Raw genomic sequence first — 13581 nt, forward strand, 5'->3', positions numbered from 1 at the left:
TCAAAATTAAGCGTTGATTAAACATAGAAAAGCACGGTTTCTAAATTAGAAAACAGTGCTTTTTAAGTCTTTAATCAGTTATAGAGTGTAACTAAAACTTAGTTTTGCATTACGCTCTTCGCCTGGCATACCACCTAAAAACATTGCTTTTGAGTAATACTTTTTATTAAACAAGTTATTTAAGTTTAGCTGCATATGCCATTTATCAGTTGTATACGATACAGCTGTATCGTATATCGTGTAACTTGGTACATATCCATCTGGAATCGAGAACGAACTCGAATTAGTACTTCTGTTATCTACAAATGTAATACCACCACTAATATTCACAGCTTCAGGTAAGTTAAACATATCTGCGTAGTAAGTTACCCATGTGCTTGCTGTTACGTAAGGGACACCTTTTTGGCGTGTATCATAACTGCTGCTATTAGGATTACTTTTGTCACGTGCATCTTGATAAATACCGTTTACGTTTAGTTTCCATTTATCATTTAAGTAAGCGTTTAAATCAAGTTCAATACCTGTTGTTTCTTCTTTACCATCATAATAGCTTTCAGGTACATCTGAGCTTGATGTTAAAGCGTCATAAAGCGGGTTTGTGTATTCTAAATTAGTACGAGAGCTTTCAAATATAACAACAGAAGCCAGTAGTTGATCATCAAACGCTTTAAATCTAAAACCTAAATCGTTACTTATTGATTCAGAATCTTCTCTGTCTGCTTCATTACCCGCAACAGATCCCAATACACTATACGCTGTACGACCTTTTGAGTGATTTACAAATACAGATAAATCTTCAGATGGCTGATACGTTGCACCAAGATTATACGTTAAGCCAGAATCTGATGTACTTGCTTCAGGTGTTGGCTCTGCACTGCTTGAGCTATAGCGCTCATCTACACCAAAGTGCTCGTAAGTTTGCTCAATTCGGTTATATGCTACACCAATACGCGTTGTAAGCTCTTCAGTTAGATAACCAACATGTTGAATGCCTAAACCCCATGCTTGTACTTTTTTATTGTAGTCGCTTGTTTTAAGCGGATCGTAATCTTCAAAGTTACCTGTTGGCCAATTTGGTTCTCTTATATCGTAAATATACGGAAGTGAACCTTGGTACGTTACATCACCAACATCGTTTGTGAGTACGTAATCTTGATCCCATATTGAGTACTGTTTAAAACGAATATCTCTATCTTCGTAGTTTGCGTTAACAAGTAATTCGTTATCTACGTCGCCTAACGAAAAGTCATAACGTAAATCTAAAAAGTACTGCCACGATTTTTCATCTGCTTCTACTTGGCGGTATTCTTGGCGGCGTGCTGCATACGGGTAAAGTACACCGTCTTCAACTAAAGGAGCACGAGGATCGTTATTTATAATTCCATCACGAGTAGAGTAAACGTAGTTATAAGCACCTGTTTGGCGAGCAAAGCTTGATGTGTAGTTACGGTACTGTAGCTGCTGATTTAAAAACAAATCGTCAGTGATGTAATAGTTATGCGTTAATTTAAAACGCAACTCTTCACCTTCGTTAGCATCAGCCATTGGTGAAATAATACCATTTGTGCCAAAGCTATAAGGTGTTAAGCCATCAGTTGAAGATAATGAATTAGCAAGTTGGTCGCGTTGTGCATCACTTAACTGTACGCCGCTTCCTGTTGGATCGTTTACTAAATCAGCACCCGTTACTTCACCCGCGCTTAAACCGTTTGCTGTTTCGGCGTTGTAAATACGAATAGGGTGACCAATAGAATCAACAGCTATTTCATCTTTTATATACGCTGCAGAAAGCATGATGTTTTGTCTGTCGTTAAGCACGTATTTAAGTGAGGTATAAATCTCGTCTCGATCTTCTTTTAAGTCTCGAAAACCGTCACTTGACGCTGTTTTAGCCATTACACGATAAGCTAAATCATCTGTTATGGCGTTGGTGCTATCAAACGATAATGAATAGCTATCCCACTGACCAAGCTCAACTGCCACTTTATGCTTTTCTTCAAACTCTGGTTTTTTTTCTATTAAGTTTATTACACCACCAGCACTACCAATCCCGTATAAACCGGTAGCAGGGCCTTTTAATACTTCAACCGACTCAACATTAGTTAAAGAACGGGTAGGGTTAAATGTATTGCCTAAACCAGCACCGCCGTACATACCATCGTATGTGTAGTTAGCATCTAAACCACGAATTACTAAATTATCACCAATACCGTAGTTATTACCGGCTTGAGTTAAGCCACTCACGTTTCTTACTAAATCTTGTAAGCTATCAACACCTTGAGATTCAATTAGTTCACGGTCTATTATTACAACCGGTGCAGGTGTTTCCATAAGAGACATGTTTGATTTAGTTGCTAATCCTGAGCTCATCACAACACGGTTTTGTTTTTCGTATACGCTAATGCGCTCTATGTCATCTTCTACAGTTGTTGCTGCAATAGCTGCATGTGCATTTAAGCAAGCTAAGGTAATTAATGAGTATTTAAATTTTTTCATGAGGTGATACGTATTCGCATTTAATAACTTTGCGCGAATGATAATGGTTATTGTTTTTAAAGTGAATGGAAAAGTTCAATTATTTTAATAAATTAGAACTGTTTGATTGGTATTTAAGCGATTGTCGAATTTTTATAACATATAACTAAGTTATTTAACATTTAATTAAAGTAAAATGCAGAGAAAGGGAAAGCAAAATGTTAATTTAGAAATAATAAAGACCGAGCTTTAAAGTACTCAGCCTTTATTTTGTATTTAATGTTGTGCAGTCATCATTAGTTAGCTTTGTAAACAACACCTGCTTTCATAACAAAAGGAACTTGCTCTAAAAGTGAGATGTTTTTTAAGGGATTGCCTTTTACTGCAATTATATCTGCAGCGAAACCCGTTTTAATTTGTCCTAGTTGCTCACCCATTTTTAATAATTTAGCGCTATTAATTGTAGATGCTTGGATTGCTTGTAGCTCACTCATTCCAAATTTCACCATGCGTGAAAACTGTTTTGCATTATCGCCATGTGGGTAAATTGCAGCATCGGTACCAAAAACCATTTTAACGCCAGCTTTAACAGCACGGCTAAAACTATCACGCTGCCTTTTAGACACTTGGCGTTCTTTATTTAGGTTTTCTTCATCTACGCCGTTTTGCTCGCCATAAGTTAAAGTGTATTCGGTGTTATAAATATCCATAGAAAGCCAAGTTCCATGCTCTTTGGCAAGCGCTATCGCTTCGTCATCTAAAAAGCTCGCGTGCTCAACACTGTCTACACCGGCTTTAATCGCTGTTTTTATACCGCTTGTACCATGTGCGTGAGCAGCTACAGGTAAATCTCGCATATGGGCTTCATCAACAATGGCTTTCATTTCTTCAAAAGAATATTGTTGTGCGCCTACTTTAGTGCCTTTTGAAAACACACCACCCGTAGCACAAAATTTAATAGCGTTTGCACCGTACTTAATGTTTTCGCGCACTTTTATTCGCGCAGCCCACGGACCATCTGCTACACCGCTGGAAGTATATTTAAGTTCAGGTGGTAATCTATTGTTATCGCAATGTCCGCCTGTAATACCTAAAGATGGACCCGCAGCCCAAATGCGAGGACCCACAATGTCACCTGCATTTATACCATCACGTACTGCAATCACACTATAACCTTCAGCACCCACATTGCGTACTGTTGTAAATCCGGCTTCCAAGGTTTTTTTAGCAAAATGAGCCGCTTTAATTGCCATTCTAGGTACCGATTGTCCTAAGCGTTCACTGCGCGGCACCGTTGGATCGCTTGTTAAATGTACGTGCATATCCATTAAACCAGGCATTAATGTTAACTGTGGTAAGTCAATCAATTCATCTTCTTTGGTGAGTGTCGGTTTTTTATTTTGTTCAATAGAAGTGATTATGCCGTTATCTATAGTAATTAATGGTGACTGGATCAACTTTCCATTTTCTACATCAAGCATTGCTTTGGCAGAAATATACGTTAATGCCTGCGCATCTAAACTGTTTAAGCACAACAATGCGATAGAAGCTGAGAGCAATTGTTTTTTCATTTTGTTTTTCTTATAGAAGTAGTTAAGACTTAATTAACTCTATCAAGCTAAAAATAAAGTGCAAATAAATAGCGATGAACGTAATTTCTTTCTTTAATGGGCGCTAATGCCCATAATAAGGGCGTAAATTTTAAAAGGATTACCATGAAATTAATTAAATTAGCCGTTGTTACCAGCGGTGTTATGTTTGCTTTAAGTGGTTGCGTTAATACAGACTCTAAAACTAATACACATTCGCAATCAAACATAGATAGTACTTCAGCAAATGTTGTATCAGAACTTTCCGCTGAGCAGCAGCTCGATGTACTAGTATCACAATATTACGATGAATCTCTTACCTTTAGCCCAATCAGTGCAACTTACAATGGTCGAAGCGAGTTTAACGGTCAATTCACGCCTGAAATTTCACAAGCTAACCGTGCAAAAAAAGCTGCTTTTTATAAAAAATATCAACAACGTTTATCATTTATTGATAAAGCGCAGTTAGTAGGGCAGGCTCTTTTAAGTTATGAAATATTAGACCGCGATTTAGCTTTAAAGCTCGAAGGGATGCAATTTCCTAGTTATTTGTTACCCATAAATCAAATGTCAGGTGCGCATAATACATTTGCAGGTTTTGGCACGGGGCAAAGTGCGCAACCGTTTAAATCAGTTGACGACTACAGTAATTTTTTAAAGCGAAGTGAAGGCTTTATTAAATGGCTAGCTAGCGTACAAAATTCGATGGCTGAAGGTATTAAATTAGGTGTGGTTTTACCTAAACCATTAGCACAAAAGCTTGCACCACAGTTTAAAGCACATGTTGTAACCAAAGCTGAAGATTCATTATTTTGGGGACCGATAAAAAACCTTCCTGATTCATTTACTGCTCAACAAAAACAAGCAATTACAGCGCAATACCGTGAATTAATTATGCAGCGTTTAGTACCTGCTTATAACAGTATGAGCGAGTTTTTAGTTAAGCAATATATACCTAATAGCCGAGAAACAGTCGGGTACAGCGACTTACCAAACGGAAAAGCATGGTACGAATACCAAATTAAAAAAAATACCACTCTTAGCTTATCGGCTGACGAAATTCACGACATTGGTTTAAGTGAAGTATCGCGTATTTTAACCGAAATGAAAAAAGTAAAAGAAACGGTTGGCTTTAAAGGCGAGTTACCTGAATTTTTTGACCACTTACGTGATTCAGACGAGTTTTATTACGACACTCCCGAAGAGTTAATTGCGGCATATGAAAACGTTAAGAAAAAAATTGATGCTCGCGTGCCTTTATTGTTTGATGTAGCACCAAAAGCGCCATACATAGTAAAACCTGTTGAAGCTTATCGTGCACAATCTGCTGCAGGGGCTTCTTATGCATCTCCGGCACCTGATGGTTCGCGCCCTGGTATTTTTTATATCAATACTTATAACTTAAAAGCGCAACCTAAGTTTTTACTCGAAACCTTATCGATACACGAAGCAGCCCCTGGTCATCACTTTCAAATTGCATTACAGCAAGAAATTGATGGCTTACCGGATTTTCGCAAATTTGGTGGTTACACCGTATTTGCTGAAGGCTGGGCACTGTATGCAGAAAGCTTAGGTAAAGAATTGGGCTTATTTACCGACCCATACATGTGGTACGGGCGTTTATCAGACGAGCAATTACGTGCAATGCGTTTGGTACTTGATACCGGTTTTCATGCCAAAGGGTGGACGCGTCAACAAGGTATAGACTACATGCTTGCAAATTCGTCTATGGCCAAAAGTGACGTAATTGCTGAAGTAGAGCGCTATATAGCATGGCCTGGTCAAGCGCTGTCTTATAAGTTAGGGCAATTTAAAATTCAAGAGTTACGTGATTATTCTAAAAAAGAATTGGGTAATAAATTTGATATTAAAGCGTTTCATACGCAAATATTAATTGATGGTGCATTACCAATGCCAATCCTAGAGGAAAAAATTAAGCGTTGGGTTAAATCTCAAAGCTAATTTGTAGCGTAAAGTCAGTACTTTTAAAGGGTATTGGCTTTGCGCCATTTGCAGCAATACGGTAGAATGCGCGCTCTTTAGGGGGCACGAGTAAATTATGTTTGATCAACAATTAGCAAATACACAATTTTGGCTTAAGAAAAGCTTAAGCGACATGAGTCAAAACGAATGGGAAGCTATTTGTGATGGATGCGGAAAGTGTTGTTTAAATACGTTTATTGATAGCGAAGATGAAGACGAATTTACTGCAACCGATCAGTTACGAGAAGGCGAGCAGTTAATTTTTACTAATATTGTGTGTCAGTATCTCGATAACAACACCTGTGGTTGTAGCGAATACGAAAACCGCCAAACACTTGTTCCTTCTTGCGTAAAACTTACAAAAGAAAACCTTAAAGACATCTTTTTTATGCCACAAAGCTGCAGTTACCGTCGTTTACACGAAGGTCGTGGTTTGGCTTCTTGGCATCCGCTATTAAATAATGGCGATAAAACTAATATGCATGAGCTAGGTATTTCTGTAAAAGATAAAACAGTAAAAGACTGTGATGTGAAGCTAGATGATTTTGATTTATACATTGCAGAGTGGCCAACAAAGGACGCTGATTAATGAATAAGTTAAAAGCGAGTATTGGTTTAATTAACCCTAAAAGCCCGACAAATGTTGGCGGCGTATTACGTGCCGCTGGATGTTACGACGCTAAGCAGGTTTTTTTTACAGGTAATCGTTACTTAAACGCTAAAAAGTTTCATACCGATACTAAAAATGTTGTTGAACGTATACCGTTAACTGAAACAAATAGTTTAGAGTTGGTAAAGCCTGAAGGTTCAACTGTTGTGGTTATTGAACTAATTGAAGGTGCAACTCCGCTTCCTGAATTTAACCATCCTGAAAATGCATTTTATGTATTTGGTCCAGAAGATGGGTCAATTTCTAAAGATGTTTTGAAATGGTGTGATGAAGTTGTATACGTCCCGACTATAGGCTGTATGAATTTAGCAGCCACTTGTAACGTTGTTTTATACGATCGCTTATCTAAGTTAGGTGGAGTTGAAAGCAGTGATTCAACTATCATAAGCTCCCGAGATACAAATAATAAAATGAAATGGGTTAAAAGCTAACCCTTTTTTTCAACGCTCTCTTTTTACTCTTATTATCATAATCTGCGGTTATAACCTCTCCAAATCATTAATTTTCTATTCAAGTTAAAAATTCGTTCTACACTCAATATACTTAATTTATTTTGTAAACGAGGAACTCAATGCGCACACTGATAATTTTCTTCCTATTTGCATCTTCAATGAGCTTAGCTGATATGTCAGTGAGTTATTATAGTGAGGGTGAACAAACAACAGTTAAGGGGCAACGTTATAAATCGGGTATGTTATTTAAATCTGATACGAATATGCCCACGATGCATATAGCCACTGTTGAATGGCCTCCTTACATTGGTGATGAGCTATGTAATAAAGGTTGGGTATATCATTTTGCAGTTTCGTTATTAAACAGTAAGGGCTATAGCGTTTACATTGAATTTTTACCATGGGCACGCGCTGTACGAAATGTAGAACTCGGTAAAGCTGATATTTTAATGCCCGAATATTTTATTGAAGATACGGCGCCATCAGATTATGTTGCTAAAAAAACACGCAGAGAATTACTTGGCTTATCAAATTCTTTTAAAGGTGGTGAAATTGCTTTTTTAAAAAGAAAAGGTGACGAAGACCGTTTTTCAGGAAATTTAAAATCACTTAAAGGGCAAAAAATTGGTGTTGTACGAGGTTATCAAAACACCCCAGAGTTTGATGCGATGATGGATAATAATGAGTTTAAAATTATAAGCTCAGTAGATGACCTGCAATTAGTGCAGTTACTTGTAGCTAAGCGAGTTGATTTAATTATTGGTGATCCACAAGTATTAAAGCTTTCTGTAAAACTATCTTCGTTAAGTAACTCAGAAAAAAAATCATTATTAGACTCTCTCGCTCATGAAACAATTCCTTTGCAGTATAACCCTCTGTATTTTGCAATAAGCAAACTTACGCCTAATTGGCTAAATACGTTAGAAGATATTAACGAAGGATTGTATAAATTTCATAACAGTGGTGAGACTCAAAGGTTGATTGATACTCTAGGCTCAGAGTGTACTTTCTGAGGGGCTGTTTTGAATGATTTAGACTGCTTTTATTTTAATGCTTATTTATGGCCTAAGATTTACAGAGGATTACAATTAATGAATTAATTGTTTTCGATCATTTTTCTAGCTCTTTCATCTTATTTTTAATTAAACATTAATGTATAAGTATGGTTAGTAAAGACATTCAGTTAAATTTTTGATAAAACTACACAATAAGTAATATAGATAGAAAGTATGTTTATGATTTATTGTTTAAACAAAGTAAGCATTCTAATTATTTCTATTTTTAGCATTCATTAGTACAGAACAAATTGAGTATTAATTAAAAATGTAATTCATTTATTGCTCAAATAAAGCGTAAAACTAATTGTTATCATGGCTTTTATTTATAAAAGTAAAGCTGATTATAGGTTGAATTCAAACTTCAATTTAATAACTAAATTATCTGGTTCAAAAGTACCTACCTAAATGCATAATAAAAAGTTAAACAAGCAAAATTGGCTTAATTTAATAAATATCGACAGTGTGTATAGCTCTGATAAACGCCGTAAAGCGTTTTCTTTATTTACCATGATAGGTATATCTATTGTGGTGATAACGCTATTAGTGTTTTTTAATTATGAGCTTTATTCCCCAATACTGACTATTTCGTTAATCATTGTTAACATTACAATTATTGGTTGCTCTGTCTACTTTATAAAAACGGGTAAGCTTGAAATAGTCGCATTAATCAGTATGAGTATTGTGTGCATGATGTTTGTAGCACTTGTTTACACAGGTGGTAAAGAAAACACCGCATTGTATTGGTTAATGTTTTATCCCGTTGTTACATTTGCATCTTTAGGCGTTAGGCTGGGTGGTTGGTTAGGTTTTACTTTATTATTTTGCTGCATTATTATTTTATATGGTCCTGATTTTGGACAAGTAAGTTATGGGGATATTGAAAAAACACGGTTTATCGCGTCTTTTTCAATGGTGTTTTTATTCTCATTTATTGGTGAGTATTTTCGAAATAAAAGTCATATGGCAATTGCCGATATTACCCTTGAGCAAAAACAAGATGCTTACACCGACCCCCTTACAGGCATTGCAAATAGGCGTTTTATTACTTCACACTTTTTACATATTGCGCAAACTAGACCCGACCAATACTTACCTTTTTCGTTACTATTAATTGATTTAGATAACTTTAAATCTTTAAACGATACTCATGGTCACGATTTTGGTGATACGGTGTTGATTGAGTTTACCAAACTTCTTGAATCTCAATTTATTGCTACTGCTTTAAAAGCACGTTACGGAGGGGAAGAGTTTGTTGTTATTTTACCTCAAATCACTGTACCTGCAGCTACTGTAATGGCAAATAAATTTAGAGAGGCTGTAGCAGGTCATGTTATGTTTACTGATGATAATAAGCATGTATCAATAACTTGTAGTATTGGTATTGCCCAAGTAAATAAAGTATTTGATTATGATGATTCATTAAAACAAGCTGATGAAGCTCTTTATAGTGCTAAGGCTGCTGGTCGTAATAGAGTCATTTCGAACCCAGTCTCTAATTGAAGGATTAATATGTCTCAAAGTAAATTAATATATGTTCATGACCCAATGTGCAGCTGGTGCTGGGGTTACTCGCCAACGTGGCTTAAGTTAAAGGCACAGCTTGAGGCTAAAGTGAATATTGAATATAAGGTAGGTGGTTTGGCACCCGATAGCCAAGACCCAATGCCACAAAATATGAAAGAGATGCTTGAGGGGACTTGGCATAAAATTTCAGCTCAATTAGGTACGCAATTTAATTATAACTTTTGGCGCGATTGCCAGCCAAGGCGTTCAACGTATCCCGCATGTAGAGCTGCACTTATTGCACGTAAATCAAATAAAGAAACTGAAATGGTTGCCGCAATTCAAAATGCTTATTACCTAAATGCGCAAAACCCGTCAGATGAAAGTACGCTAATTACTTTAGCTGAACAAATTGGTTTAGATAAAGCCCAGTTTACTGCGCAGCTAACATCAAGCGAGCTTAATAATGAATTTAATGATGAGCTGTCTTTTGTTCGCACATTACCTATTCAGGGGTTTCCTTCTTTAGTGCTTATTAAAGATAATAAAGCGTACCCAATAGAAATTAATTACACTGATTGGCAGCATTCTTTTGATCAAATTAATTCAATTTTAGACTAACCACCTCTCAATAAAGGGTATTTGATTAACAAGTACCCTCATTATCGTTAAAACTCCCTTGTAAGTCTTAAATGTTACCACTGTAATAAAAGCGACTTTTTTGCGCAACATCCTTGTCATGATCTACCTATAAACTTCTGCTCATTGAAATTCTAAAGTCATAAATTATTTATATTACAAAGTTTATGACCTTAAAAAACAAACTAGCAAATCTGCTAATTAACGAGTAAAGGTGTATGCGATGAAAGGCGTTAAACCATTAATCTTAGCTGGTATTGTAGCCGCAAGTGCAGCAGTACACGCAAACGATTTAGATAAGGTTATTGATAAAAGCAGTGAAATTAATAAATCAGCTGCGCAATCACAAACAAAAATAGACAAGATTGCAGACTCAATGCAAGGACGTTTACAGCAATTTAAAACCCTTAATAAAGAAATTGACGGTTTAGCTGTTTATAACGCTCAGCTAAGTAAACAGTTAAATAATCAAATAGAAGAAATGGAATCGTTGAATCTGTCAATGGATCAGGTTTCTATTATCGAACGTCAAATAACCCCACTAATGATGCGCATGATCACAGGTCTTGAGCAATTTGTATCACTCGATGTGCCATTTTTACAAGACGAGCGTGCAAAACGTTTAGCCTCTTTAAAAACGATGATGGATCGCGCGGATATCACTTCAAGTGAAAAATTTCGTCGTGTGTTAGAAGCCTATCAAGTAGAGGTTGATTACGGACGCACAATTGAAGCGTACACCGCTTTATTAGAAGTAAGTGGTAAAGAGCGTGAAGTAGACTTTTTACGCATTGGTCGTTTAGAGCTTATTTATTTAACACGAGATGGTAAGCAAGCAGGCAGCTGGGATACAAACACTAAAACGTTTGCGGCACTTCCTGATTCAACTATAAGCCAAATTAATAAAGGGCTACGCATTGCGCGTAAGCAACTTGCCCCAGATATGTTAACTCTGCCAGTACACGCAGCAGAATAAGAGGTTAAAAATGAAATTGTTTACTCAAATTACTAAAACGGCTTTATTTGCTGCAAGCCTGACAATAGCTCTTAGTTTTACAGGTATGAGTGTTGCTGCAGCACCAATGGATCTTGATTCATTACTTAAAACAATTGAAGACGGTAAATCTGTTCAAAGTGCGCAAAATAAGCAACGAGAGCAAGAATTTGCTTCGCGTCAAAACGAGCAGGTACAAATGCTAAAAGATACACAAGCAAAGCGTAATCAAATGCTTAGTGAGTCTGAGCGCTTAGAAACACAGTTTGAAGAAAATGAAGTTAGGCTTGCTAATTTAACCGACACTTTATCTAAGCGTATGGGATCACTTAAAGAGTTGTTTGGAGTACTTCAGCAGGTTGCTGGTGATTCGAGTAATAAATTTGCGACTTCTGTTGTATCGGCGCAAATTCCGGGGCGAAGCGTGTTTATGGATGATCTTGCTCAAAAAATGGGTTCAACATCAAAACTTGCCTCAATCGAAGATATTGAAAAAGTATGGTACGAGTTGCAACGCGAAATGACTGAGCAGGGTAAAGTTAGCCGCTTCAATACCACGGTAATAGTGGAAGGTGGTAATAAAGCTGAGCAAGAAGTATTACGTGTAGGTGCGTTTAACTTAATATCAGGGGGTAAATACTTAGAGTATAACCCTGGTACAAACACGCTAAGCGAGCTTACTCGTCAACCTGTTTCTCGCTATACAGCTACAGCCGAGGATTTACAAAGCGCTAAAAATGGCGTTATCCAGTTTGCACTAGACCCAACAGGTGGTTCAATTTTAGGCTTGTTAGTTCAAGCCCCAGATACCGCTGAGCAAGTTCATCAAGGGGGTGCCGTTGGTTACGTTATTTTGGGTGTTGGTTTACTTGCATTACTAATTGCTATTGAGCGTTTTGTATCGTTATTACTTGTTGGTGGCAAAATTCGCCGCCAGTTAAAAGATAGCGTAGCGCGAGATGATAATCCACTGGGTCGTGTTATGAAAGTAAAAGACGACTACCCAAATGTAGCTTACGACACACTTGAACTTAAATTAAGCGAAGCAATTTTACGCGAAATGCCAAAAATTACGCGTAACTTAACACTTATCAAAATTATATCGGTAGTCGCGCCGCTATTAGGTTTACTCGGTACGGTAACCGGTATGATCAACACATTCCAAGCAATTACACTGTTTGGTACCGGAGATCCTAAGTTAATGGCTGGTGGTATTTCTCAAGCTCTAGTGACTACGGTACTGGGTTTAGTTGTAGCGATTCCTACCGTATTTATATACACGTTACTTAATACTCGCTCAAAAAGATTACTGCTTATATTACAAGAACAAAGCGCGGGAATTATTGCACAGCGAAGTGAGAAAGGAGCATAAACCATGGTGCTATTGATTGACTCAATCAATGCTATCCGTGATTTTCTCGACACTGGTGGCCAAGTTCTCTTGGTCATTGGGGTGTTAATCTTCGCGATGTGGTTATTGATACTCGAGCGATTTATTTATTTTTTTAATGGTTATCGTGGTTATAAAAAAAATGTTAAAGGCACATGGACTGCGCGAAGTGAACGTAATAGTTGGAATGCTGAGCAAATACGCCAAGCAATGATTTCGCGAGCAAGTATGCGCCTCAATGCTAACTTACCGCTAATTAATGTGATGGTGGCGTTATGTCCGTTGCTTGGCTTATTAGGCACAGTAACGGGCATGATAGAAGTATTTGATGTAATGGCAATTACAGGCACAGGGAGTGCTCGCTCTATGGCATCGGGTGTATCTAAAGCCACTATTCCAACTATGGCAGGTATGGTGGGTGCGTTATCGGGGGTATTTGCCTCAACGTACTTACAACGCAAAGCTAAGCGCGAAGTAGAACTGCTTGAAGACAGCATGGTGTTAGATCACTAAATAATTTTTATAAGCGGTAACTATATAAAACAGCTTATTTTAGGAGAATAAAAATGAGAGCCCCTTTAGGTAATTTAATGCAAGAAGATGAAGCAGAAGAAATAAACATGACACCTATGTTAGATGTTGTTTTTATTATGCTTATTTTCTTTATTGTTACAGCGTCGTTTGTAAAAGAAGCGGGTATAGATGTAAATCGCCCAGAAGCTGCAACCGCTGTTAAAAAAGAACGTGCAAACATATTAGTAGCGATTTCAGATAAAGGTGAAATTTGGATTAACAAACGTCAAATAGACATACGTGCAGTGCAAGCCA

Annotated in this window: 12 protein-coding genes; 10 read left to right on the forward strand and 2 right to left on the reverse strand. The window is 37.1% G+C overall.

All coding sequences use genetic code 11. The annotated features are described in order from the left end of the window. Positions 1-78 precede the first annotated feature (78 nt). Together L647_RS0110750 and L647_RS0110755 are read right to left on the reverse strand one after the other, a co-directional pair. Positions 79-2496, reverse strand: coding sequence for a TonB-dependent receptor (locus tag L647_RS0110750; protein WP_024611109.1), 2418 nt, complete (start codon positions 2494-2496; stop codon positions 79-81). A gap of 275 nt (positions 2497-2771) precedes the next feature. After that, positions 2772-4046 (reverse strand): amidohydrolase family protein, encoded by a 1275-nt coding sequence (locus tag L647_RS0110755; protein ID WP_024611110.1) that lies wholly within the window; start codon positions 4044-4046, stop codon positions 2772-2774. Positions 4047-4190: 144 nt separating this feature from the next. Between L647_RS0110755 and L647_RS0110760 the strand changes: the two genes are divergently transcribed. The 10 genes from L647_RS0110760 to L647_RS0110815 all read left to right on the forward strand — a co-directional run. Further along, on the forward strand, positions 4191-6026 hold the full coding sequence (locus L647_RS0110760; RefSeq protein ID WP_024611111.1) for a DUF885 domain-containing protein: 1836 nt from the start codon (positions 4191-4193) through the stop codon (positions 6024-6026). Between the two features lie 97 nt (positions 6027-6123). Further along, positions 6124-6636, forward strand: coding sequence for a YcgN family cysteine cluster protein (locus L647_RS0110770; protein WP_024611112.1), 513 nt, complete (start codon positions 6124-6126; stop codon positions 6634-6636). Then, positions 6636-7148, forward strand: coding sequence for an RNA methyltransferase (locus L647_RS0110775; protein WP_024611113.1), 513 nt, complete (start codon positions 6636-6638; stop codon positions 7146-7148). The genes L647_RS0110770 and L647_RS0110775 overlap by 1 nt, the downstream gene beginning before the upstream one ends. A gap of 194 nt (positions 7149-7342) precedes the next feature. Next, complete coding sequence (locus L647_RS0110780) at positions 7343-8182, forward strand: transporter substrate-binding domain-containing protein (RefSeq protein ID WP_253948862.1); 840 nt, start codon at positions 7343-7345, stop codon at positions 8180-8182. 450 nt (positions 8183-8632) lie between these two features. Beyond that, positions 8633-9727, forward strand: coding sequence for a GGDEF domain-containing protein (locus L647_RS0110785; protein WP_024611115.1), 1095 nt, complete (start codon positions 8633-8635; stop codon positions 9725-9727). Positions 9728-9736: 9 nt separating this feature from the next. Continuing rightward, entirely contained in the window at positions 9737-10351 is a 615-nt protein-coding gene (locus tag L647_RS0110790; protein WP_024611116.1) for a DsbA family protein, read from the forward strand. Between the two features lie 241 nt (positions 10352-10592). Beyond that, positions 10593-11345, forward strand: a complete 753-nt coding sequence (locus tag L647_RS0110800) for a DUF3450 domain-containing protein (protein WP_024611117.1) — start codon at positions 10593-10595, stop codon at positions 11343-11345. A 10-nt stretch (positions 11346-11355) separates the two neighbouring features. Beyond that, a complete protein-coding gene (locus tag L647_RS0110805; RefSeq protein WP_024611118.1) occupies positions 11356-12735 on the forward strand; it encodes a MotA/TolQ/ExbB proton channel family protein in 1380 nt (459 codons plus the stop codon). A gap of 3 nt (positions 12736-12738) precedes the next feature. Continuing rightward, on the forward strand, positions 12739-13266 hold the full coding sequence (locus tag L647_RS0110810; RefSeq protein WP_024611119.1) for a MotA/TolQ/ExbB proton channel family protein: 528 nt from the start codon (positions 12739-12741) through the stop codon (positions 13264-13266). A gap of 53 nt (positions 13267-13319) precedes the next feature. Beyond that, positions 13320-13581 (forward strand): biopolymer transporter ExbD (locus L647_RS0110815; protein ID WP_024611120.1); only part of this gene is annotated, 262 nt, incomplete at its 3' end.

This window comes from Pseudoalteromonas sp. TB64 (genome assembly GCF_000498095.1).
Classification (GTDB): domain Bacteria; phylum Pseudomonadota; class Gammaproteobacteria; order Enterobacterales; family Alteromonadaceae; genus Pseudoalteromonas.

Excerpts from the sequence above, each read along its gene's own strand:
- L647_RS0110750 (WP_024611109.1), bottom strand. The coding sequence starts at position 2,496 with ATGAAAAAATTTAAATACTCATTAATTACCTTAGCTTGCTTAAATGCA.
- L647_RS0110755 (WP_024611110.1), bottom strand. The coding sequence starts at position 4,046 with ATGAAAAAACAATTGCTCTCAGCTTCTATCGCATTGTTGTGCTTAAAC.
- L647_RS0110760 (WP_024611111.1), top strand. The coding sequence starts at position 4,191 with ATGAAATTAATTAAATTAGCCGTTGTTACCAGCGGTGTTATGTTTGCT.
- L647_RS0110770 (WP_024611112.1), top strand. The coding sequence starts at position 6,124 with ATGTTTGATCAACAATTAGCAAATACACAATTTTGGCTTAAGAAAAGC.
- L647_RS0110775 (WP_024611113.1), top strand. The coding sequence starts at position 6,636 with ATGAATAAGTTAAAAGCGAGTATTGGTTTAATTAACCCTAAAAGCCCG.
- L647_RS0110780 (WP_253948862.1), top strand. The coding sequence starts at position 7,343 with ATGTCAGTGAGTTATTATAGTGAGGGTGAACAAACAACAGTTAAGGGG.
- L647_RS0110785 (WP_024611115.1), top strand. The coding sequence starts at position 8,633 with ATGCATAATAAAAAGTTAAACAAGCAAAATTGGCTTAATTTAATAAAT.
- L647_RS0110790 (WP_024611116.1), top strand. The coding sequence starts at position 9,737 with ATGTCTCAAAGTAAATTAATATATGTTCATGACCCAATGTGCAGCTGG.
- L647_RS0110800 (WP_024611117.1), top strand. The coding sequence starts at position 10,593 with ATGAAAGGCGTTAAACCATTAATCTTAGCTGGTATTGTAGCCGCAAGT.
- L647_RS0110805 (WP_024611118.1), top strand. The coding sequence starts at position 11,356 with ATGAAATTGTTTACTCAAATTACTAAAACGGCTTTATTTGCTGCAAGC.
- L647_RS0110810 (WP_024611119.1), top strand. The coding sequence starts at position 12,739 with ATGGTGCTATTGATTGACTCAATCAATGCTATCCGTGATTTTCTCGAC.